This window comes from Pseudomonas sp. ArH3a (assembly GCF_022648765.1).
Classification (GTDB): Bacteria; Pseudomonadota; Gammaproteobacteria; order Pseudomonadales; family Pseudomonadaceae; genus Aquipseudomonas.
The window spans coordinates 1,889,024-1,912,648 of record NZ_CP080330.1 but is presented as its reverse complement, the minus strand read 5'-3'; the positions used below and the strand labels follow the sequence as shown (position 1 = coordinate 1,912,648).

The following is a 23,625-nucleotide window of genomic DNA, read 5'->3' as shown; positions in this document are numbered from 1 at the left end:
AAATGGGTTCATGTACTCAACTTAAGCGTCGAGAACTTGACCTCCATTTCCTCTCCATAATAGAGAGAGAAACTCACAGTCAAACCAATCTTGCCATTCTCGTCCTCAGAGATGTCTTCGATACTCAAACTCCCCGAGTAGTCCGGCGGGAGGTACTCGATATAGCCCTCCCACCCAAAGCTGGCCTTTATGGGCAGTTTTGGACCGATGGGGTATGTCTGCCTCGGTTCAAGCTGGAGCTTGCCCGCTTCAAGGGTCAGTTCATTTTTCGAACCAGGATTGTCCTCAAGGCCTAAGCTAAAGGAAAATTGATAATCCTCAATGTAGCTCAACTTGACGCTATCGAAATCAAGCGCGATCTTCTCGCCATCTGCGTTGATCAATTCCCCACTGAACTTATTCACAGTGGTTAAAAAACTCCCTATACCTGATCCAAAGCTCATGATCCATTCTCTCTTCAAGACCTGATAGTAACTGCCACCCTCCCCAAAATAGGCCTTTGAAAGCAGGTGTCTACTGTCAACCCTGACAGTAGACACCTGCCCCTGAACACCTGAACCTGACGAGTTGAGTGCACCTTGCGCTCCCTTCAACCTTTCAGGGTAAAATTGGTAACAGATTCTTACAGACCACAGAGGGAGCTTGTCGTAATGATCGTAGGAATCGACCTGGGAACGACCAATAGCCTGGCCGCCGTATGGCGCGGCGATGCCGCCGAAATGGTGCCCAATGCCCTTGGCCAGTTGCTGACCCCAAGCGTGGTCGGCCTGGATGATCAAGGCCGTATCCTGGTCGGCCAAGCCGCCAAGGAACGCCTGCACACCCACCCGCACCTGACCACGTCGCTGTTCAAGCGCTACATGGGCAGTGCCACCGAAGTGCGCCTCGGCGACCGCTCGTTCCGCCCCGAAGAGCTGTCGGCGCTGGTCCTCAAAAGCCTCAAAGAAGACATCGAGCGCACCTACGGCCACACCGTCACTGAAGCGGTGATCAGCGTGCCCGCCTACTTCAGCGACGGCCAGCGCAAAGCCACGCGCATCGCCGGTGAACTGGCGGGGCTCAACGTGGAAAAGCTGATCAACGAACCCACCGCCGCTGCCTTGGCGTATGGACTGCACCAGCGTGACAAGGAAACCTCGTTCCTGGTGTTCGACCTCGGCGGCGGCACCTTTGACGTGTCGATCATCGAGCTGTTCGACGGTGTGATGGAAGTACGCGCCAGCGCCGGCGACAACTTCCTGGGCGGCGAAGACTTCGACACCCTGTTGCTGGAACACTTCGTCGACAGCCAGCGCAACGCTCAGGGTTTCCCGCCCACCAGCAGTGTGTTGCAGGCCCTGCGCCGCGAAGCCGAGCGCGTGCGCAAAGCCTTGGGCCAGGACGACAGCGCCGAGTTCGCCCTGCGCGTCGACGGCCAGCAGTGGGCCAAAACCATCACCCAGGCCGAACTCGCCAAGCTCTACACGCCGCTACTGGAACGCCTGCGCGCCCCCATCGAACGCGCCCTGCGTGATGCACGAATTCGGGTGGGCGACCTGGATGAAATCCTGCTGGTCGGCGGCACCACGCGCATGCCGCTGGTGCGCAAACTGGCCGCTGGTTTGTTCGGGCGTTTCCCGTCCATCAGCCTCGACCCGGACCAGGTGGTTGCCCACGGCGCGGCGATTCAGGCGGCGCTCAAAGCTCGTTCGGCGGCACTGGAAGAGATCGTGCTGACCGACGTCTGCCCCTACACCCTGGGCATCGAAACCTCGAACCAGTACGGCGGCCATATCGAAAGCGGGCATTACCTGCCGCTGATCGAACGCAACAGCAGCGTGCCGGTGAGCCGGGTCAAGAGTGTGGTCACCCTCTACGACGACCAGACCCGCGTGTTGCTGAAAATCTACCAGGGCGAAAGCCGCCTGGTGAAAGACAACATCGAACTGGGCCAGCTGGAAATCACCGTGCCCAAGCGCAAGGCCGGCGAAGTCACACTGGACGTGCGCTTCACCTACGACAACAACGGCTTGCTCGAAGCCCAGGTGAACATCCCGCTGACCGGCGAGCAGCATTCGCTGGTGATCGAGAACAACCCCGGCGTGCTCAGCCCGCAGGAGATCCAGCAACGCCTGCAAGCCTTGGCGCTGTTGAAGATTCACCCACGCGACCAGCAGGTCAACACGGTGCTGACCGCCCGCCTCGAACGGCTCTACCAGGAAAACCTCGGCGAATTGCGTGAGCAGCTCGGGCACTGGGCCGCACAGTTTCAGCAAGTGCTCGACACCCAGGACGAACGCCGGATCCGTGAGGCCCGCAGCGAGCTGACCCGTCAACTTGAGCAACTCGACAACGGGTTCTGGCGCTGAGAGATAACGACATGGACTGTTGGACAGTGTTGCAACTGGCAGACGATGCCGACGAGCGCACCATCAAGCGCACCTACGCGCGGTTGCTGAAAAGCTGCCGCCCGGACGATGACGCCGAGGGTTTCCAGCGCCTGCGCGAGGCCTATGAACAAGCGCTGAGCGAAGCGCGCTGGCGGGCCGACAACGAGGAGCTGGAAACCGTCGAAGCGCCGGTGGCCGAACAGGCTCACGGCAACCTCAGCGACCTGGCTGAGCTGATGGACGTTCGCCCCTTGGGCCCTGCGCCGTTCGAACCGCCGGTGGTGAAAAACGCGTATGACCTCGCCGAGCTGATGAACATCAGCCCGCTCAGCCCCGCCGCGTTTGAAGCGCCAAAGCCAGACCCGGCCCTCGCGCTGCTCACCGGCCTGAACGTGCACAACCTCGATGAACGCTGGGCCCTGGCCCAACAGCAGGGCTGTGAAGAGGCGTTCCAGGCCGGCCTGCTGCGCCATTGCTTCGAAGCCCCCGGCGAGCGCAGTGCAATCGTCAGTTGGGCGATGCAACACCTGGAATGGCTGACGCCCTGGCAACGGGTGACCATGACGCCCTGGCAGCACGAAGCCCTCACCAGCGAGCTGCTCCAGGACTATCGCAGCACCTTGCAGGAACTGCTGGAGCAAAAAGCCGAGCGCGAGTTCGTCAACCAACTGACGCAGTACAACAGCCAGCCCTGGCTGCGGGTGTTCGACCAGCAGCAACAGTGGCAGCGCATCGTCTTGCAACTGCTGCACGAAACCCAATGGAGCGTGCCGCTGTTCGAACGCGTGTGCTCGGCGTTTGGCTGGGACGACCAGAAAGGTGTGTACCCGGAACCGGCCTGGATGTGGCGTGGCCTGGTGTCGCGCTGCGAGCAGGAAAGTTTTTATGAGCACCTGCAAACCAAGGCGCAGGACACCACCTGGAAGTCCGCCGATGCCATGGCCGCACGTCTGCTGCTGACACCCCTGTCAGAGACGCAACAACACCGGATGACGGCAAGTTTCAGCAACAACGATTGGAACGCTTGCCAGCAGTTGGCCGAAACCTTGAATTGGCGCTACCCGCAGTTGCTGGAACGTCTGCCACAGACTGATGTGTTTTTCTGGCGCAAGTTTCTCCCCCGTCCGATGTCCCATCACTCCTGGGTACAGGTGTGGAGCAGCCTGGCATTGGCTACCGCCCTGGCCGTTACTCCACATACCACGTCGAACCGGGCTGCCGAAGCGATCATGCTGGTAGCGCTGACCTTTATCCCAGCCTTCATCGCGATCCGCAGCACCCAATTGTGGGCAGACTTTACCGCACATCTGATCGTCCCGGACCTCTGGCTGAGCAAGCATATGCTGCCGGAACGCTTCAACCCGCATCAGCATTGGCTGGTATTGCGCCATGGTATCCCGCAGTTATGCCTGCTACTGACATTCGGCTTGCTGCTGGGGTTGATGGGCATGGCGACGTACCTCGGGATGATTCTGATCCACCTGTTTCACTGCAAGAGGATCGGTAAAGTCAGCGAAAATATCGAACACTTTTACCCTTGGATCAGCGGCCTGCATTGGGCGCATTGGAGCCCGCTGCAGCCCGTATTTTTAACGGTAATGGTGCTGGCCACCCTGCTTTGCCAGCGCTATCTGCCCGAAGTTCCATGGACCAGCCTGATCCATTTTCTATAAACCCTTGAAGCCTGGCCGCCCTGCCGAAAGGGCGGCCCGTCAACTTGCGTTCGATCATCGCCCACAACCCGCCTCTCCCCACTTTCATCGCACCCACACTGCCAAGCAACATGGCCGGCACCTGCATAACCCCAATAACAACAGGTCCTACACCATGAGCACTTTCAACCCGCGCCGGCTGCTGCTGGCGACTGCTGTCGCCAGTCTTGCCATGCCCGTCGTCGCCGAAGAACACGGCTTTCTCGAAGACGCCAGCGCCAACCTCAACCTGCGCAACTTCTTCTTCAACCGCAATTACACCAACCCGACCAAAGCCCAGGGCGGCGCACAGGAGTGGACGCAAAGTTTCATCTTCGACGCCAAATCCGGCTTTACCCAGGGCACCGTGGGTTTCGGTGTGGATGTGCTGGGGTTGTACTCGCTGAAACTGGATGGCGGGCGTGGCACCGGCGGCACCCAGCTGTTGCCGCTGGACCACGATGGCCGCCCGGCGGATGAGTTCGGACGCCTCGGTGTGGCGTTCAAAGCGCGGATCTCCAAGACCGAAGTCAAGGTCGGCGAGTGGATGCCGGTGCTGCCGATCCTGCGTTCCGACGATGGCCGCTCCCTGCCGCAAACCTTGCGCGGCGGGCAGATCACCTCCAAGGAAATCGCCGGCCTGACCCTTTACGGCGGCCAGTTCCGCGCCAACAGCCCGCGCGACGACAGCAGCATGACGGACATGTCGATGGTCGGTAAAACCGCCTTCACCTCCGACCGCTTCAACTTCCAGGGCGGCGAGTACGCGTTCAACGACAAACGCACCCAGATCGGCCTGTGGAATGCCCAACTCAAGGACATCTACCGCCAGCAATTCGTCAACCTGACCCACAGCCAGCCTGTGGGCGACTGGACCCTGGGCGCCAACCTTGGGTTCTTCTACGGCAAAGACGACGGCAGCGCTCGCGCGGGTGACTTGGATAACAAGACTTTGTCCGGCTTGTTCTCCGCCCGCTATGGTGGCAACACCTTCTACGTCGGCCTGCAAAAACTCACCGGCAACAACGCCTGGATGCGCGTCAACGGCACCAGCGGCGGCACCCTGGCCAACGACAGTTACAACTCCAGCTACGACAACGCCCAGGAAAAATCCTGGCAGGTGCGCCACGACTACAATTTCGCCGCCCTCGGCATACCCGGCCTGACCTTGATGAACCGCTATATCAGCGGCAGCAACGTGCACACAGGCACCGTCACCGACGGCAAGGAGTGGGGCCGCGAGAGCGAATTGGGCTACACGGTGCAGAGCGGCGCGCTCAGGGACTTGAACGTGCGCTGGCGTAATTCCAGCATGCGCCGCGACTACAGTAACAACGAGTTCGACGAAAACCGCTTGATCGTCAGCTATCCTATTTCGCTGCTTTAACACCACTAAAACATCAGTCGCCATAACAGGGCTATATTCATACAGCCTCAATATATGGCGACCGGTTTTCTAACGGCACACTGCCTACACTGCTTGAGAATATAAACCTTCAGCCATTGCTATGAATCATTGAAGTAAAAACCCCCAACCTTAATCGTTCATCGCACCGCTCCCTGTAAGAATATGAAATAAGCCACGCAGGAACCGAATCTTCTGTCGGACCAATTACAGGGAGCAAGACGGAGCCTTACTGTCGAGCCAGCGACATCACTCAACGATTAAACAGGGAACGAATTCATGACCATCAATGCTTCTAGCAATCCAGTTAATCCAATCTGGCTTGCCTGGCAAGAATCAATTCAAAAACCTTCAACAACTACCCCCGCCGCTGCCATTCAGGACACTCAACCACACACTCAAATGGAGAGCAGCAAAAATACTGGCCGCCTCCGTCCACAGCAGCAGCCCGCCAACAGCCTTACTCAGCAAAAACTTAATCAGCCCCAAGCCGGCGCGGCCGAGCCCGTCAAGGAACCTGCAGCTATTTTTACAACCCTTGTAAAAATACCAAAGTCGCTGACGGGCGCACCGGTTACGCATGAGTTTGACAATGGCAACGTCAAGATAACGTCCTCTCCCCTGCACCAAGGGAGTTTCAATGGCATTGAAATTCAGCGAAACAAAGTCACCATTGAAACGGGTAATAAAGATGACCTTGTTGAAATCAAGACACTTACCACGGGCGGCGTAGTTGCCGAAATTAATGGAAAAGCTTATGAATTGCCCATTACAAACATAGGCGCCATGAGCCAACATCTCGAAATAAAAACCAACGGTGGTAACGATGAGGTTAACGTCGCTGACAATATATGGTTCGAAACCACCGTCAGCCTCAATAACAACCATCGGGTCGCCGGGGTCAATGGCTACATTTCCGCGCCGGAATCTGCCAACAAGAAAACCTTCCTGGAACCGGGTGTCATCCCGGTACTCTCGCAGATGCGACCAAAAGGTGATGACTACGTATTTAAACACGGTGATGTAATCATCAATTTCACCCCGAATACAGACGCCCTCCAGTTCGGTGACGGCGTTGTTTACATCCAGACCGGCAAAGAAGCAGACAACGTCCGAATTATGGCGGCTGAAGACGGCTCCATGGTTGCAGACATCAATGGCGAGAAATTCTTGCTGCCGATTAAAAACGATGCAACCGGTCACTCAAGGCTATTCATCTCAACGCAGGACGGTGAGGATAAAATCATCATCGATTCCAACGTCAAAAACTATTCGTACATCCTCCCGGGCGAAGACAAAAGTGGTTCGCTGTACAGGGGCGGTGGTTTCACTTCCCGGGCCGAGGAGGATCGCCAGGCTCAACGGTACACGTTCCAGAACTACAACCCTGTGTCGTAAATACTACTCGGCTGTTCAGGGACCGCGCCTGGGGGAGCAGACGAACCGAGTGATCGTCAGCTGCCCGATCAGCCCGCGCTACAGCCGCGCACGTTAATTGTTCGCGGCTGTTTTTGTAGCAAATAGCCGCCCTTAGAGCAGGAACGTTTCCTGCCCATAGCTCGACTGAAGGATGTGCACCTTTGCGGCAAATGCCGACTCAGAAAATCACACCATCCGACAAGAGGTTAACCGCCTATGACCACAGCCACTTCACATCACAGCCACTCCATGGCGCCCCCGCTGCCCCCAACCGACAGTCAACCTAGCTCGCGCCCCGGCCCTCCCCCCATTCGTACCAACACACAGATGTTGGTGGATGACGGCTACCTGCGTGTCAGCCAGAAGCTGATCGAGGGTCTCAAAAAACCTGAGCATCCTGAGACCCTAGCGAATATTTTGATCATCGAAACAGGTGACAAAGCTGACCATATCCATATCAGCCAGCGCCCTGACGGCCAGCTGTACGCGCGGATAAACGGGCGCGACTATGCCTTCAATACCTTCGACGGCCGCTCTAACGTTCCGACCTTTCTCCACATCAAAACCGGAGCGGGTGACGATCGAATTACCCTTGACCCCAATGTCACCGTGCGAGTGGAGATCGAGGCCGAAGATGGCGACGACTTCGTCCAGGCAGGCGGCGGCCCCACCAGCATCTATGGCGGGCGCGGCAATGACCATATTCGTCTTGGCAGCGGCATAGGCTATGCAGAAGGCAATGAGGGCGACGACACGATAATGGGTGGCACCGGCCACGCGGTCATGTACGGCAATGCTGGCAAAGATCGCCTGTACGCAGGCAGCGGGCCGGCGAGTAAACGCAGCCACCTGGATGGCGGCGCCGACGACGACCAGCTGTACGCGGGCAATGGGCATACGGTGCTTAATGGTGGCCGGGATAAAGACCTGATGGTGGGGTACGACCAGACCACTTTTTACACCGGGCCGGGCCGCGACACTGTGCGAGCCAACGCACTCAAGGCGCGTATCTATGCACAAAAGACGGATCGCCTGATCGGTACTCAAGGTTCAACGATTACCCACGTAACGCCGACCGAAGCGGGCCGACAAGCCTTCAAAATCATAGGGCCACCCGATTTCATCCAGCGGGTCGAAGATGACCTGGAACTACTTCGCGCATCGCCCGCAGGGCAGAAACTGCTGGAGGCGCTGGATAAAGCAGCAGAGAGAAATGGCGCACCCATCACCCTCGAAAATATGCCCCTGCCCACCAATTTTATCCTGTTCATTAGTACTCAACTGCAAGCAATGAGCGAAGAGGAGAGCAATGCCCTCGAAGACTTTGATCCGAAACAGGGCTTTATAAAGGATGGGGTGGCGGGCGCCCACATGGATCAAATTAAAATTCTCTACAACCCAAGCCTAATTAATAAAATCGACAACGAAGTAACGGTGTCTCCGATTGTCCAGCTCTTCCATGAAATGGTACATGGCTGGAACGCCTCCAACGGAACGTTGCTCCCAGGTCTGAGTGCACCGACGACCGATGAACCTGAGCATCCCGGCCCACCCAATTTCGAATTGCAGGCTGTCGGCCTGCCCACTGACGCGCCGGGATTCGATTTCGATAACGACCCTGCTACCCCACCCACTGCTACCAACCCCGCCCCCTTTACTGAAAATAGTCTGCACGCAGAAATGGGCAATCCACTTCGAACACGCTATGCATGACACCTGAAAAGCGGGCTGAGACAACGGCCCGCTACCCTTAAGACAAGCGGCAGCATTTACCCGTTATAGCCGGCGCAATCATGCTGTATCGTGCACGCGCCCTTCACCCGGCACACGGACCTCAACGAAACGGATGACTCTCTCTGAACCCAGGCTGCCATGAAATACCTGATTGTCATTCTGTCGACTCTGCTCACCGGCTGCATCAGCGCGCCCATTGCCCTGACTCCGCAGACCGCACAACGCCTGCAAACCCAAGCGCCGATCCGTTTCCTGCTGACGTTTGATGACGGCCCCAGCGCCTCGGGCTACAACAACCCGAGCCGCTCGGTGATCGCCGACCTGGCGAAAAACCCGGTATTGCCGAGCATCAAGGCGGTGTTTTTCCTGCAGACCGCAGCGTCCCGTTCCGGCGGCAGCGCGCGCGGGCGCAAGACCATGGAACGCGAGTACGCGGCCGGGCACGTCCTGGCCTTCCACACGGCCACAGGGTTTCATACCAATCACCGCTGGCTCAGTGATGCCGAACTTGAACGCGCCCTCAGCCTGGGCGCGGCGGATATCACCTCGATCACTGGCGCGCCGCCCACGCTGGTGCGCCCGCCCTTTTGGAACTACGACAGACGCACCTTCGCCGCCTACCAGCGCCACGGGATGCACGTATTGCTGACAGATTTGAGTGCCAATGACGGCAAAATCTGGGGTTTCAACGGCAGCCCGCGTCGACGGGCGAACTTGTATCGGCAACTGTCGGTGGTGCGCGAACGCATAGCCTTGGGTGAACTGCCTACCGTGGATGGCGTGATACCGGTGGTGGTGACCTTCCACGATATCAACCGCTACACCGCGCGGCACTTGCAGGAGTACTTGCAGATCCTGATGGACAGCGCCCGCATCAACGGCATGAAAACCGCCGCCGAGCCGTTCTACACCGACCACGCCACACTGGAACGCGCAGCAATGGCGCGTACGGTGAAGGATGTGAGTGAAGAGGTGCACTTGCCGGGTGTGTGGAACTGGATATGGGATGCGGATTCTCACTGATCCAGCAGGCCCATGTAGATCTAATGTGGGAGCTGGCTTGTCGGTGATGGCCTCAACTGGTTATGCCTGATACACCGAGGTGCCCGCATCGCAGGCAAGCCAGCTCCCACAGAAAAGCAAAGCACTGCGGTGCTGGCAGCCGAACTCGGTCAAATTGAGGGAGCGGCGGTGCGACGATTCGACTAGCTCCCACATTTAGATCTCGGTACATCAGACAGAGAGTGTGCTGCTGTGCTGTTGCCCTGCTTTTGCTTCAACCACTCAGGTCGGTCAACCTGAAGAAAATGGCCAGCCCAGAGCCCGTTACGGGAGCAAGCTCCCTAGCCACAGGTCTACTCGTGCAACACCAAAGAGTTGCGTAGATACCTTTGGCTATCGTAGGCAAGCCAGCGCCTACAGTTGAGCGCATTTCAGGTTCAATCTTGCTGACGCGACTCCACGCCCAACTCATCCCACACCGACTCCGCCAGGTGAAACGTCGCGTTCGCCGCCGGAATCCCGCAGTAGATCGCGCTCTGCATCAGCACTTCCTTGATCTCGGCGCGGGTCACGCCATTGCTCGCGGCGGCACGCAGGTGCAGCTTGAGTTCTTCACTGCGGTTCATGCCGATCAGCATGGCGATGGTGATCAGGCTGCGGGTGTGACGAGGCAGGCCGGGGCGGGTCCAGATATCACCCCAGGCGTGGCGGGTGATCATTTCCTGGAACTCGCTGTTGAACTCGGTCAAGGCATTGAGGCTGCGGTCGACATGGGCATCACCCAGCACTTCACGGCGCACTTGCAGGCCGTCGGCGTAACGTTGTTTCTCGTCCACAAAAAGCTCCTGGTTCAATTAGATATCAGCCCGCTCATCTGTAGTTGTGGCAAGCGGGCTTGTTGTGGCGAGTGGGTTTGCCACAAGGGTCAATCAGCCAGCAAGAATTCCAATACACGCTCGCTGAACTCAGCCCCGGCCTGGACGTTGGACAGGTGCGCCGCGTAAAACTCAGCGTATTCGGCACCCTTCACGTTGTTCTGGATAAAGTGACCACCGGCCGGCGGCGTGACGGCATCTTCAGTGCCGGCAATCACCAGTGTCGGCACTTTGATCGAGGCCAGTTGCTCACGAAAATCGGCATCACGCACCGCTGCGCAGTTGGCGGCATACCCCTGGGGCGATGTGGCCGCAAGCATGTCGGTAATCTGCTTGGCCTGGTGCGGGTTGGCAGCAGCGAAATCGGCGGTAAACCAACGTGCTATAGACGCGTCACGCAGCGCCACCATGGCCGCCGCGCCATCGCGCAGGACCGTCTCGATACGCGGGTTCCATACATCCAGTGTGCCGATCTTGGCCGCGGTGTTGCACACCACCAGCCGCTGCAAACGCTCACCGGCATTGATGCCCAACCATTGGCCGATCAAGCCGCCCATGGACAGCCCGCAGAAATGCGCGCGTTGAATATCCAGCGCATCCAGCAGCGCAATCACGTCGTGGCCCAGTTGCTCGATGCTGTACGGCCCCTCGGTCACCAGGGATTTACCATGGCCACGGGTGTCGAAACGCAACACGCGAAAATGCTCGGTGAACGCCGGGATCTGGATGTCCCACATATGCAGATCGGTGCCCAGGGAGTTGGAGAGCACCAGTACCGGCGCTTCCACAGGCCCATCCAGTTGGTAATGCAGTTCGCCCTCGGCGAGTTGTACAAAAGCCACAGCGTTCTCCTTACGCGATCAATGCAAAATGGTCGGTCACCGCGCGAGTGACCCAAGTGTGTGCCTGGCCCAGGTAGTGCGCCGGGTCAAGCAGGCGATCCAATTCAGCCGCTGATAGCTCGGCGGTCACGTGCGGTTCGTCCGCGAGTACCGCGCGCAAATGGCGGCCCTCTGCGACGGCGCGCTTGCAACATTGCTCCAACAGATGGTGCGCGGTGTCGCGGCCCAGGCGCTGGGCCAGCACGATACTGACGGCTTCGGCCAGCACCAGGCCTTGGGTCAGATCGAGATTGTGCGCCATGCGCTCAGCGTCGACTTCCAGCCCTTCGCTCACCACCAGCGCGTGCTTCAAGGCGCCGGACACCAACCGGCAAATCTGCGGCAAGGTTTCCCATTCCGCGTGCCACAGGCCCAGGCTACGCTCGTGCTCCTGAGGCATGGCGCTGAACATCGTCGCCACCAACCCTGGCACACGGGTGGCGGCGCTAATCAGCACCGCGGCGCCCACCGGGTTGCGCTTGTGCGGCATAGTCGACGAACCGCCCTTGCCTGGCGCCGAAGGCTCGAACACTTCCGCCGCTTCGGTCTGCATCAGCAGGCTGATATCACGGCCCACCTTGCCGAGGCTGCCGGCGATCAGGCCAAGCACGCTGGCAAACTCCACCAATCGATCCCGTTGGGTGTGCCAGGGTTGCTCGGGCAAGCTCAGTTGCAACTCAGCCGCCAAAGCTTCGGCCACCGGCATAGCGTGTTCGCCCAGCGCCGCCAAGGTGCCGGATGCGCCGCCGAATTGCAGCACCAGCAAGCGCGGTTTCAACTCGGCAAGGCGCTGGCGACTGCGCGTCACCGCCCCCAGCCAACCGGCGATTTTCATTCCCAGGGTGACCGGCGTCGCGTGCTGCAACCACGTGCGCCCGGCCAACGGCACGCCGGCATAACGTTGGGCCTGCGCAGCGAGAATCTCGCCCAGCTGCGCCAAGTCCGCATCGATCAATTCCAAAGCACGCCGTAATTGCAGCACCAGGCCGGTGTCCATCACGTCCTGGCTGGTCGCACCCAAGTGCACGTAACGTTCGGCGCCGGCATCTTCACTGGCGATCAACTTGCCCAGCGCCTTCACCAGCGGAATCGCCGAGTTGCCTGCCGTGGCAATCGCCACGCCGAGGGCATCCACGTCGTACAAAGACGCCAGGCACGCCTGAGCAATCGGAGCGACGGCGGCCTGCGGAATCAACCCGACCTGGGCCTCGGCCCGGGCCAGCCCCGCTTCGAAATCCAGCATGCCCTGCAGGCGTCCCTGGTCGCAGAACACCTCAGCCATGCTGTCAGCGGTGAAGTAAGCGTCGAACAATTGGTTGCTCGTGCGCAGTGTCATAACTCATCCCTTACAAATCGTGGTGCAAGTACGCCGCCTCTTTCGGCAGGCGCAAGCTAAACAGGAAGGCCACCGCCATCATCACGGTGACATACCAATAGAAGGCGTTTTCCAGGCCGATGGATTTGAGGCTCAGCGCGACGACTTCTGCCGAACCGCCAAACACCGCATTCGCCACCGCATAGGCCAGGCCCACGCCCAACGCACGCACCTGCGGCGGGAACATTTCCGCTTTGACCAGGCCGCTGATGGAGGTGTAGAAGCTGACAATCGCCAAGGCCAGGGTGATCAGCACAAAGGCCAGGAACGGGCTGCTGACGGTTTTCAAGGTCAGCAGGATCGGCACGGTGCACAGGGTGCCGAGCGCGCCGAACCACAACATGGAATTACGCCGGCCGATCTTGTCCGCCAACATGCCGAACAAAGGCTGCATGCACATGTACAGGAACAGCGCGCCGGTCATGATGTAGCTGGCCGTCTTGGCATGCATCCCGGCCGTGTTCACCAGGTACTTCTGCATGTAAGTGGTGAATGTGTAGAAAATCAGCGAGCCACCCGCGGTGTAACCCAGCACCGTGATAAAGGCTGCCGTGTGGTTGCGCAGCAATGCGCGAATGCTACCGGCGTCTTTGTGCTCACGCATTTCCTTGGTGGTGGTCTCTTTCAAGGTGCGGCGCAGCAGTAGAGAGATGAGCGCTGCGACGGCACCGACCACAAACGGAATCCGCCAGCCCCAGGCGCGCAGTTCATCTTCGCTGAGGAATTGCTGCAGGATCACCACCACCAGCACCGCGAGCAATTGCCCGCCGATCAAGGTCACGTACTGGAACGAGGCAAAGAACCCGCGCTGGCCCTTGAGGGCCACCTCACTCATATAGGTGGCGGTGGTGCCGTACTCGCCGCCCACCGACAAACCCTGAAACAGGCGCGCCACCAACAGCAGCGCAGGTGCCCAGATCCCGATGTCTTTGTAGGTCGGCAAAAACGCAATAACCAGCGAGCCGGCGCACATCATCAGCACCGAGATCATCATCGAATTTTTTCGGCCGTGCTTGTCGGCCAAACTGCCGAACACCCAGCTGCCAATAGGTCGCATCAGGAAACCGGCAGCGAACACCCCGGCGGTGCTGAGCAGTTGTACGGTGGGGCTCTCCGACGGAAAAAATGCCGGGGCAAAATAGATCGCGCAGAAGGCATAGACATAGAAGTCGAACCACTCGACGAGGTTGCCGGAGGATGCGCCGACAATGGCAAAAATCCGTTTGCTGCGTTCTTCTCCGGTGTAGTGAATCGTTTTTGTTGTCATGTTTTTTCACTCAGTGGAAACGGTTATAGCCTAGACATACTTTGCAACAACCATGTTCCGCAAGCAGACTTTTCGATATTTGATGATCGTTCCCACGCTCCGCGTGGGAATGCCTCTTGTGACGCTCTGCGTCACGCTTTGGGACGCGGAGCGTCCTCGGCTGCATTCCCACACAGAGCATGGGAACGATCAGATCTCAAGCCAACTCAATAGTCGAAGAACACCGTTTCCTTATCTGTGCCCTGCAAAACCACATTCCACTGATACACACCGCCTGCATCCGTCTTGGCAATCAACGTGCTGCGCCGCTCAGCAGGCACACACGCCAACAACGGGTCATCCGCGTTCAACGCCTCACCGTCAAAATAAATCCGCGTCAGCAAGTGCTTCACCAACCCACGCGCAAACACCAACACCACCAGATGCGGCGCCTGGGTCGTCCCCGCCAGCCCTGGCACGCTGCCCGGCTTGATGGTGGTAAAGCGAAAACGCCCTTCGGCATCCACCGGCACGCGGCCAAAGCCTTCGAAGTTGGGGTCGACGGCTTTGTCCTGTTCATCTTCCGGGTGGTCGTATTTGCCGGCGGCGTTGGCCTGCCAGACTTCGAGCATGGCGTCGTTGACGACATCACCGTTGCCATCCACCACTTGCCCGCTGATCGCCACGCGCTCGCCCAAGGTCGCAGGCACGGTCAGGTCTTCGCGGTTCAGCCAGGTCAGGCCGATGTGGTAATACGGCCCGACGGTGTGGGACGTGGTCGCATAGAGTGTCATCTCATTTCTCCATCGGCGTGGCGTCGCGGCCGCGCAGGACGATGTCCCAGCGGTAGCCGAGGGCATAGGAAGGAATGGTTTTTTCCAGGTCGAAGCTGGCGATCAGGCGCTGCTTGGCCGAGGTGTCCGGCACACAGTTGTAGATCGGGTCGTATTCCAACAGCGGGTCGCCGGGGAAGTACATCTGCGTGACCAGGCGGGTCAGCACGCTTGGGCCGAACAGCGAAAAATGGATATGCGCCGGGCGCCACGCATTGTGGTGGTTGCCCCACGGGTAGGCGCCGGGCTTGATGGTCTGGAACTGATACCCGCCATCGGCGTCGGTCACGGTGCGGCCGGTGCCGGTGAAGTTTGGGTCCAGCGGCGCGTCATGCAGGTCGCGCTTGTGGTTGTAGCGGCCGGCGGCGTTGGCCTGCCAGATCTCCACCAGAATGCCCGGCACCGGCAGGCCGTTTTCATCCAGCACGCGGCCGTGAATGATGATGCGTTCGCCCACAGGCTCGCCTTCATGCTGGGCGGTCAGGTCATTGTCCTGCTCATTGACGCGCTCGGCGCCGATGCTCGGGCCGGTGATTTCCGACAAGGAATGCGGCAGGAACACCAACGGCTGGGACGGCGAACGCAGGTTCGTCGACTGGTAGGCCGGGTGCAGGTAATCAGGTTGAGTGCCCGCTTGCGGGCGCCGATATCCGGGCTTGTCACTCATGGAGCAATCCTCTCTTATTAGGTGCGTTCAATCGCCAGGGCCAAGCCTTGGCCGACGCCCACACACATAGTCGCCAGGCCTTTGCGGCCGCCGGTTTTTTCCAGTTGGTGCAGTGCCGTCAATACCAGCCGTGCGCCGCTCATGCCCAGCGGATGGCCGAGGGCAATGGCGCCGCCGTTCGGGTTCACCTGCGGGGCGTCGTCGGCGATGCCCAGCTCACGCAGCACCGCCAGGCCTTGGCTGGCGAAGGCTTCATTGAGTTCGATGACATCAAAGTCGGTGACCGCCAGGCCGAGGCGTTCCACCAGTTTGCGCACCGCCGGCACCGGGCCGATGCCCATCACTCGCGGCGCGACACCGGCACTGGCCATACCCAGCACACGGGCGCGGGCGGTCAGGCCATGTTTCTTTACCGCGTCGGCGCTGGCCAGTATCAGTGCCGCCGCACCATCGTTCACGCCGGAAGCATTACCAGCAGTGACAGTCTTGTCCGGGCCATTCACTGGCTTGAGTTTAGCCAGAGCCTCCAGAGTGGTGTCGGCGCGCGGATGCTCATCCTGCTCGACCACGGTCTCGCCTTTTTTATGCGCGACGCGCACCGGCACAATTTCTTCGGCAAAGAACCCGGCGGCTTGCGCGGCGGCAGTCCGTTGCTGGCTGCGCAGCGCGAAGGCGTCTTGGTCGGCGCGGGACACGTTGTAGTCGTCGGCGACGTTATCGGCGGTCTGCGGCATGGCATCCACACCGTATTGGGCCTTCATCAACGGGTTGATAAAACGCCAGCCGATGGTGGTGTCTTCCAGCTTCATGTTGCGTGAAAACGCTGCGTCGGCCTTGCCCATCACAAACGGCGCACGGGACATCGACTCGACGCCACCGGCAATCGCCAGCTCCATTTCGCCGCTGGCGATAGCGCGGAAGGCGGTGCCGATGGCGTCCATGCCCGAGGCGCACAGACGGTTGAGGGTCACCCCGGGAATGCTTTGCGGCAGGCCCGCCAGCAACAGCGCCATCCGCGCGACGTTGCGGTTGTCTTCACCGGCCTGGTTGGCACAACCGAGGAACACTTCGTCGACGGCGCTCCAGTCAACCGACGGGTTACGTTCGATCAGCGCCTTGATCGGCAGTGCCGCCAAGTCATCGGCGCGCACCGTGGACAAACCACCGCCAAACCGGCCGATGGGCGTGCGGATGGCATCACAGATAAATACGTCACGCATCAGGCGTCTCCTGGCGCTTGGCCATGGGCGGCGGCGGTGCGGGCTTCGAGATCACGCAGGGCCGTCAGTTCGAGGTCCGTCGGTTCGTCGGTGGTGCTTACGTGGTCTGCAAACCGAATTGCCCAACCGGTGGCCGCGACCACTTGCTCGCGCGTCACGCCAGGGTGCAGCGCAGTGACCACGAATTCATGGCTGCCCTCTTCCGGCTCCATGATGCACAGGTCGGTAATAATCCCTACGGGACCTGCGCCCGGCAGGCCCAAGCGTTTACGTGAATCGCCGCCTTCGCCGTGGCCGACCGAGGTGATGAAGTCCAGTTTGTCGACAAACGAACGCGCCGACTGCTTAAGGATGATCAGCACGCTCTTGGCCGAGCCGGCAATCTCCGGCGCGCCGCCGGCACCCGGCAAGCGCACTTTGGGCTGATGGTAATCGCCAACCACGGTGGTGTTGATATTGCCAAACCGGTCGACCTGGGCCGCGCCGAGAAAGCCCACGTCGATGCGCCCGCCCTGCAGCCAGTAGCGAAAAATCTCACCGGTCGGCACCACGGTGTCAGCGGTTTCCGCCAGCTCACCGTCGCCGATGGACAACGGCAGTACGCTGGGCTTGGCACCAATCGGGCCGGACTCGTAGATCAGCACCACATCGGGCGATGAGGTCAGGCGCGCCAAGTTGGCGGCCTTGGAGGGCAAGCCGATGCCGACGAAGCACACCGAGCCGTTCTTGAGGCGGCGCGCGGCGGCGACGGTCATCATTTCATTGGTCGAGTAAGCCATTACTTGGCCTCCTGCGCGGCGGCCAGCTTGGCCTGGAATTCACTGAAGTCGGCGGTGCCGTGGATGTATTCGTCGATCCAGGCGGTAAAAGTCCCACGGTCGCGGGCGATCGGGTCCCACGCCTGGTAGAAGCGGTTATCACGCTCGTTGTAGCCGTGGGCGTAGGACGGGTGTGCGCCACCGGGTACATGGCACACCGCCGTCAGCGCCCAGGTCGGCAGCACGCAGCTGTTCATCGGTGCATTCAGGTCGTCGACGATTTCTTCGACGGTGACGATGCAGCGCTTGGCCGCCAACGCCGCTTCCTTCTGCACACCGAGAATGCCCCAGAGCAACACGTTGCCCTTGCGGTCGGCCTTCTGTGCGTGGATCACGGTGACGTCCGGGCGCACCGACGGCACTGCCGCCAGCACTTCGCCGGTGAATGGGCAGGTCACGGTCTTGATCAGCGGGTTGACCTTGGGCAGGTCGGAACCGGCGTAGGCGCGCAGCACGGCGAACGGCAGGCCCGATGCACCGGCAACGTAGGCATTCGCCAGGTCGGCGTGGCTGTGCTCTTCGATCTCCAACGGTTGCGGCCAGTGTTTTTCCACCGCATCACGCAGGCGATGCAAAGAGCCCACGCCGGGGTTGCCGCCCCAGGAGAAAATCAACTTGCGCGCGCAACCGGCACCGATCAACTGGTCGTAGACCAGGTCGGGCGTCATACGCACCAGCGTCAGGTCTTTCTTGCCCTGACGAATGATTTCATGACCCGCTGCCGTAGGGATCAAATGGGTGAAGCCTTCCAGTGCGACGGTGTCGCCGTCATTCACGAATTGCTTCACCGCGTCACGCAGCGCAAGAATTTCAGCCATGGGGGTTGGGCTCCCGGTGTTGATCGAAAAAGGCGCTGAGGTGGCGCCGAAGTGCTTGAAGATTAAGCCGGGGCAATGGGTCGAACAATCCGATAATCGACTCAGTGTTCGATTATCGAACAGATTGTTATCTAGCTAATCTTTTGTGCAAAACCGTCAACTCAACTGGGCACGGACAATGTGGGAGCTGGCTTGCCTGCGATTGCATCAACTCGATTTACCTGTTGGGCCGAGTCGTCTGCATCGCAGGCAAGCCAGCCCCCACATAGCCTCCTGGCTGCCACAAAATGGGGTCAGGCCTCAGGTCGCATCCGCATGGCTGACCATGCCTTTGATCAACACGGCTGCCGTGGCCAATGCGGCTGGAATCACCAGTGCAGTCAGCACTTGCTCGAAGTTCCAGCCCAGGCCCAGCAACGTCGCGCCCATCCACGCACCCAGGATCGCGCCGAAGCGGCCGATGCCGAGCATCCACGACACACCGGTAGCGCGGCCCTGGGTCGGGTAGAAGCGCGCGGCCAGGGACGGCATCGCCGATTGCGCGCCGTTGACGCACATGCCGGCCACCAACACCAAGGTCGCCAGTACCGTGATATTGCCCAGGCTCTGCCCTACGGCGTAGGCAAACACCCCGGCCAGCAGGTAAAACGTGCCGATGACTTTGTGCGGATTGAAGCGGTCCATCGCCCAGCCCACGCCGACTGCACTCAGCACACCGCCGAACTGGAACAACGCACCGATAAAAGCGGCCTGTTCCATGCTGGCGCCGCTGTCGCGCATCAGGGTCGGCAGCCAACTGGTCAGCAGGTACACAATCACCAGGCCCATGAAGTAGGTGAGCCACAGCAATAAGGTGCCGGCGCTGTAGGTACCGGAGAAGATCACCGCAAACACGTTGCGCGCCTTGACGGTTTTTTGCTCGGGCACGCTGAAGCTGGTGGCTTGGGCGACGAGGTTGGGCTCGATGGGTGACAAGGTCTTGCGCACTTTGTCGGTGCCGCGGTTGCGCACCACCAGGTAACGCGCCGACTCCGGCAGCCACACCAACAGCACCACCGTCAGGATCAACGGCAGGATGCCACCGATCAGCAGCAGGCTGTGCCAGCCGAACGCCGGGATCAGCTTGGCGGAAATAAACCCGCCACCGGCCATGCCCAGGTTGAAACCGCAGAACATGCTGGTCACCAGCAACGATTTGTGGCGCTCAGGGGTGTATTCGGACAGCAGCGTGGTGGCATTCGGCATGCCCGCGCCCAGGCCCAGCCCCGTGAGAAAGCGCAATACCAGCAACTGGTCGACGTTAGTGCTGTAGGCCGAGGCCAGGCTGAACGCGCCAAACACCAACACCGCACTCACCAACACCACTTTGCGCCCGAAGCGGTCAGCCAGCGGTCCGGAACCCAGCGCGCCGAACACCATGCCGATCAACGCGGCACTCATCACCGGGCCGAGACTGGCGCGGTCAATGCCCCAATCCTGGGACAGCGCGGGGGCGATAAAGCCCATGGCCGCGGTGTCGAGGCCGTCGAGGAAGACGATGAGGAAACACAGGATCACCACGCGCCACTGATAACGCGACAGTGGCTGGGCATTGATAAAGGACTGCACGTCCAGGTTGGTACCGACAGAGGGTTGATTCATTATTTTTATTTCCACACCGATGGCGGGCTGACGACCTGAGGTCGTCATTACTTATTATTGGGCGGCGCTAACAGCGCTGCCGCACATTAATAAGCCAGGGGAATCACCGTCAATTGATCAAGCCGGGATCTGTGCGGTCACCGAACACTTAGGCAAACAGCTGCGCACTCAACTCGCGGCTGGCGCTGAGCATGCTCGGCAGGAAACGTTGCTCAAGCTCACTGCGACTGACCCTTCCCGCGTGGGTACTGACATTCAGCGCGGCCAACACCTGGCCGGACGCGTCGTACACCGGCACGGCGATGGAGCGCAGGCCCTGCTCCAGTTCCTGGTCGACGATGCACCAACCTTGCTGACGCACTTGTTGCAGGCATTCGAACAAGGCTTCGGGGGTGGTCAGGGTGCGGCTGGTCTTGGTTTGCAGGTCAGCGTGATCGAGGTAGTCCTGCAGCGAGGCATCGTCCAACGCCGCGAGCAGGATACGGCCCATCGACGTGCAATACGCCGGCAAGCGCCCGCCCACCGACAGGTCCACGGAAATCAGGCGCTGGGTGGTGGCGGAACGGGCGATATAGAGAATGTCGTCGCCTTCCAGGGTCGCCATGTTGCAGGCTTCGTGCAGTTGTTCGCTCATGCGGTCCAGGTACGGCTGGGCTGAGACCGCCAAGGGCGTGGAGGATAGGTAGGCATGGCCCAAGGTCAGGACTTTGGGCAACAGCGAGTACGTACGCCCATCGGTGGTGGCGTAACCGAGCTTGATCAAGGTGTGCAGGCAACGGCGCACGGCGGCGCGGGGGATTTCGGTGCGGTGGCTGATTTGGGCGATGGTCAGGTGGCGCTTGCGCTCCTGAAAGGCCTGCACCACGGCCAGGCCACGGGCCAGGGAGGTCATGAAGTCCGGATCACCGGTAAACGCCTGGATGCGCTTGGCCGGGGAAGCCACGATCGGCGGCGCCACTGACGCGAAGGAGTTGCGCAATTGATCGTTCATTTCAGGGTCCTTTCTCTTATTTTCAACCGCTGGGAGGGTTGGCCGCTATTACAAGCCGCGCAGACATTGATGTACAAGGCGGGGCCGGCAACATTGGGCGATTATCGGACGATCATTCGATTATCGCAATTTGCGCGACACGTCACGTTTTCACCCGCGCCGTAGGATTTATCAAGTTGGAGTAATCATGCTGACATTTAGAAGAGTACAGATTTTAAAACGCTGACGTTTCCAAAGACTGACGCCTGCATGTAACAAAAGCCTCACTCGGCGTTGACGCTTTTTAACTTCACGGTGATAGTGTTATTCAAATGCGCCGCTATAATGCAGCGTGTGCAGAGGTCAGCCCGGTACCACAATCGGGATTAGAGCTCGCCAGACGTTGCGGGCTGTATGCAGCGTCGGTCACAAGTAGTCGCTAAAAGTTTTGCCCTCCGGCCCCTCTTTCAAACTTGGACGGCTGCACTGTTCAATGTGAAATAACCCGAGGACGGCTTTCAGGCATGACGCTGCACAATCTATAAACTCAACTCAATTAGGTAACACTGTGACGAAAGACGAACTGCGCGCGGAACTTGAGCGCCAGGAGCAACGTTACAAGGACGTTTACGGCGGGGAAGTCACCACCTACGCCGCCCAGCCTGAGCCTGAGCGCAAGCCATGGCGCAAGCGAGCCAGCTTGCTGGATCAGGCATTTGCCCAGGAAATCCAAAAGATTGAACAGGAACTCAAAACAGAAGAGCCATAAGCGCTTCGATTTGGGCTTCAAGGTTTTGCCACCACTGCTGGCGCATTGCCAGTGGTGGGCAGCCTGATTTTCGCCAGGCTCCTACCACCCCTAGCGAAATTTCGTACAAATGTTTCAAACGTCACATTTCGGTCAGAAAAAACCGTCTTTACGAGACCTCGCTTTATAAATCAAAGACTTGCCAAAGCCCCGAAAACCCTGGGATGCGTGCCTGTGCGTCATGATTTTTCAGTGAAGATTGTTACCGATGAGCAGCTAATGCATCGATTACTGAGGTTTTCTGGCATAATCGCGCCCCCTTACGAACGGGTCAGAAAACCTTCATGATCGATTTATTCAGCGGACTGGATGCTTGGGTTCTAGTGAGCCTGTTGCTCGCCCTCGCCTTTGTCCTCGCCTTCGAGTTCATCAATGGCTTTCATGACACCGCTAACGCGGTGGCCACAGTCATCTATACCAAAGCCATGCCGCCGCATCTGGCCGTGTTCTTCTCCGGGGTGTTCAACTTCCTCGGCGTGTTGCTCGGTGGTGTGGGTGTCGCCTACGCCATCGTGCATTTGCTGCCGGTGGAGTTGCTGATCAATGTGAACACCGGCCATGGCTTGGCAATGGTCTTCTCTTTATTGGCCGCGGCGATCACCTGGAACCTGGGTACTTGGTACTTCGGTATCCCCGCCTCCAGCTCGCACACCCTGATCGGCTCGATCCTCGGCGTGGGCCTGGCCAACGCCCTGATCAACGATATTCCCCTGGCTGACGGTGTGAACTGGCAGAAAGCGATCGATATCGGCGCGTCCCTGGTGTTCTCGCCGATGGCCGGTTTCCTGGTCGCAGCCCTGGTGCTGCTCGGCCTGAAATGGTGGCGCCCGCTGTCGAAGATGCACAAGACCCCGGACCAGCGCCGCAAGGTCGACGACAAGAAGCACCCGCCCTTCTGGAACCGCCTGGTCCTGGTGATTTCGGCGATGGCCGTGAGCTTCGTGCACGGCTCCAACGATGGCCAGAAAGGTATCGGCCTGATCATGCTGGTGTTGATCGGTATCGTGCCGGCGCAGTTCGTACTCGACCTGGGCAGCACCACCTACCAGATCGAGCGCACCCGTGACGCCACCGTGCACTTGAGCCAGTTCTACCAGCGCAACAACGCCACGCTTGGCGAGTTCCTGGCACTGGGTAAAAGTGTTAAGGATGACCTGCCGGGCAAGTTCCGGTGCAACCCGCAGCAGACGGAGCCAACCATCAGCGCGCTGATGGACACGTTGAAAGGGGTTTCCGACTACCACTCGTTGACCTCTGATCACCGTATTGAAGTGCGCCGCTACCTGCTGTGCCTGGACGACACTGCGAAGAAAGTCGGCAAGCTGCCGGGCCTGGATGCGCGTGAGAAGTCCGACCTGGACAAGCTGCGCAAAGACCTGACCGCCACTACCGAGTACGCGCCGTTCTGGGTGATTCTCGCGGTCGCACTGGCCTTGGGCCTGGGCACCATGGTGGGCTGGAAGCGCGTGGTGTTGACCATCGGTGAGAAGATCGGCAAGCAAGGGATGACGTATGCCCAGGGCATGTCGGCGCAGATCACCACGGCGTGCATGATCGGCCTGGCCAACATCTTCAGCCTGCCGGTTTCCACGACTCACGTGTTGTCTTCGGGTGTTGCCGGGACCATGGTTGCGAACAAAAGCGGCCTGCAAGGTGGCACGGTGAAGACCATTCTGATGGCTTGGGTATTGACCTTGCCGGCGACTGTGGGCCTGTCGGCCGGGTTGTTCTGGCTGGCTTCCAAGGCGTTGGGTAGCTGATAGGCTGCGGCTGAGAAAGAAGGCGCGATCTCTTTGGGGGTTGCGCCTTTTTTTATGGGCGGTTGATTGAGTACATATCCGTTATTTGGGTGA

General features: G+C 59.6%; 20 protein-coding genes. 8 read left to right on the top strand and 12 right to left on the bottom strand.

Going from position 1 to position 23,625, the window contains the following annotated elements:
- Positions 1 to 8: 8 nt before the first annotated feature.
- On the bottom strand, positions 9 to 539 hold the full coding sequence (locus K0P33_RS08585) for a hypothetical protein (RefSeq protein ID WP_242154831.1): 531 nt from the start codon (positions 537 to 539) through the stop codon (positions 9 to 11).
- A 111-nt stretch (positions 540 to 650) separates the two neighbouring features.
- On the opposite strand from K0P33_RS08585, the gene K0P33_RS08580 reads away from it, so the two are divergent.
- The 6 genes from K0P33_RS08580 (at position 651) to K0P33_RS08555 (ending at position 9,641) form a co-directional block, all read left to right on the top strand.
- On the top strand, positions 651 to 2,348 hold the full coding sequence (locus tag K0P33_RS08580; RefSeq protein WP_094951576.1) for a molecular chaperone HscC: 1,698 nt from the start codon (positions 651 to 653) through the stop codon (positions 2,346 to 2,348).
- An 11-nt stretch (positions 2,349 to 2,359) separates the two neighbouring features.
- Positions 2,360 to 4,042, top strand: coding sequence for a J domain-containing protein (locus K0P33_RS08575; RefSeq protein WP_242154829.1), 1,683 nt, complete (start codon positions 2,360 to 2,362; stop codon positions 4,040 to 4,042).
- Between the two features lie 154 nt (positions 4,043 to 4,196).
- Positions 4,197 to 5,447, top strand: coding sequence for an OprD family porin (locus tag K0P33_RS08570; protein WP_094951574.1), 1,251 nt, complete (start codon positions 4,197 to 4,199; stop codon positions 5,445 to 5,447).
- Positions 5,448 to 5,744: 297 nt separating this feature from the next.
- Positions 5,745 to 6,863, top strand: a complete 1,119-nt coding sequence (locus K0P33_RS08565) for a hypothetical protein (RefSeq protein WP_242154826.1) — start codon at positions 5,745 to 5,747, stop codon at positions 6,861 to 6,863.
- 348 nt (positions 6,864 to 7,211) lie between these two features.
- Positions 7,212 to 8,597 (top strand): M91 family zinc metallopeptidase, encoded by a 1,386-nt coding sequence (locus K0P33_RS08560; protein WP_242154824.1) that lies wholly within the window; start codon positions 7,212 to 7,214, stop codon positions 8,595 to 8,597.
- 159 nt (positions 8,598 to 8,756) lie between these two features.
- Positions 8,757 to 9,641, top strand: coding sequence for a polysaccharide deacetylase family protein (locus K0P33_RS08555; protein ID WP_242154822.1), 885 nt, complete (start codon positions 8,757 to 8,759; stop codon positions 9,639 to 9,641).
- 416 nt (positions 9,642 to 10,057) lie between these two features.
- Here K0P33_RS08555 and pcaC read toward each other — a convergent pair whose 3' ends face one another.
- The 11 genes from pcaC to pcaR form a co-directional block, all read right to left on the bottom strand.
- Positions 10,058 to 10,456 carry a 4-carboxymuconolactone decarboxylase gene (gene pcaC / locus K0P33_RS08550; protein WP_056857455.1) on the bottom strand — a complete coding sequence of 133 codons (399 nt, stop codon included), beginning with the start codon at positions 10,454 to 10,456 and terminating at the stop codon, positions 10,058 to 10,060.
- Between the two features lie 89 nt (positions 10,457 to 10,545).
- Positions 10,546 to 11,337, bottom strand: coding sequence for a 3-oxoadipate enol-lactonase (gene pcaD / locus K0P33_RS08545; protein ID WP_094951570.1), 792 nt, complete (start codon positions 11,335 to 11,337; stop codon positions 10,546 to 10,548).
- Positions 11,338 to 11,347: 10 nt separating this feature from the next.
- On the bottom strand, positions 11,348 to 12,712 hold the full coding sequence (locus K0P33_RS08540) for a 3-carboxy-cis,cis-muconate cycloisomerase (protein WP_242154820.1): 1,365 nt from the start codon (positions 12,710 to 12,712) through the stop codon (positions 11,348 to 11,350).
- A gap of 10 nt (positions 12,713 to 12,722) precedes the next feature.
- Positions 12,723 to 14,018 carry an MFS family transporter gene (locus K0P33_RS08535; RefSeq protein ID WP_094951568.1) on the bottom strand — a complete coding sequence of 432 codons (1,296 nt, stop codon included), beginning with the start codon at positions 14,016 to 14,018 and terminating at the stop codon, positions 12,723 to 12,725.
- A 206-nt stretch (positions 14,019 to 14,224) separates the two neighbouring features.
- A complete protein-coding gene (pcaG, locus tag K0P33_RS08530) occupies positions 14,225 to 14,791 on the bottom strand; it encodes a protocatechuate 3,4-dioxygenase subunit alpha (protein WP_094951567.1) in 567 nt (188 codons plus the stop codon).
- 1 nt (position 14,792) lies between these two features.
- Positions 14,793 to 15,497: a protocatechuate 3,4-dioxygenase subunit beta gene (pcaH, locus tag K0P33_RS08525; RefSeq protein ID WP_094951566.1), complete on the bottom strand. Its 705-nt coding sequence runs from the start codon at positions 15,495 to 15,497 to the stop codon at positions 14,793 to 14,795.
- 17 nt (positions 15,498 to 15,514) lie between these two features.
- The gene (gene pcaF, locus K0P33_RS08520) at positions 15,515 to 16,720 is read right to left on the bottom strand and encodes a 3-oxoadipyl-CoA thiolase (RefSeq protein WP_242156014.1); all 1,206 of its coding nucleotides are present in this window, start codon (positions 16,718 to 16,720) and stop codon (positions 15,515 to 15,517) included.
- Positions 16,717 to 17,496, bottom strand: a complete 780-nt coding sequence (locus K0P33_RS08515; RefSeq protein ID WP_242154818.1) for a CoA-transferase subunit beta — start codon at positions 17,494 to 17,496, stop codon at positions 16,717 to 16,719. Before K0P33_RS08515 ends, pcaF begins: the two co-directional genes overlap by 4 nt.
- Entirely contained in the window at positions 17,496 to 18,353 is an 858-nt protein-coding gene (locus K0P33_RS08510) for a CoA transferase subunit A (protein ID WP_094951563.1), read from the bottom strand. The genes K0P33_RS08515 and K0P33_RS08510 overlap by 1 nt, the downstream gene beginning before the upstream one ends.
- A 300-nt stretch (positions 18,354 to 18,653) precedes the next feature.
- Positions 18,654 to 19,994, bottom strand: coding sequence for an MFS transporter (locus tag K0P33_RS08505; protein WP_094951562.1), 1,341 nt, complete (start codon positions 19,992 to 19,994; stop codon positions 18,654 to 18,656).
- 148 nt (positions 19,995 to 20,142) lie between these two features.
- Positions 20,143 to 20,985: a pca regulon transcriptional regulator PcaR gene (pcaR, locus tag K0P33_RS08500; RefSeq protein WP_025855315.1), complete on the bottom strand. Its 843-nt coding sequence runs from the start codon at positions 20,983 to 20,985 to the stop codon at positions 20,143 to 20,145.
- 547 nt (positions 20,986 to 21,532) lie between these two features.
- Between pcaR and K0P33_RS08495 the strand changes: the two genes are divergently transcribed.
- Positions 21,533 to 21,733, top strand: a complete 201-nt coding sequence (locus K0P33_RS08495) for a hypothetical protein (protein ID WP_003189295.1) — start codon at positions 21,533 to 21,535, stop codon at positions 21,731 to 21,733.
- Positions 21,734 to 22,056: 323 nt separating this feature from the next.
- The gene (locus K0P33_RS08490) at positions 22,057 to 23,532 is read left to right on the top strand and encodes an inorganic phosphate transporter (RefSeq protein WP_094951561.1); all 1,476 of its coding nucleotides are present in this window, start codon (positions 22,057 to 22,059) and stop codon (positions 23,530 to 23,532) included.
- Positions 23,533 to 23,625 lie beyond the last annotated feature (93 nt).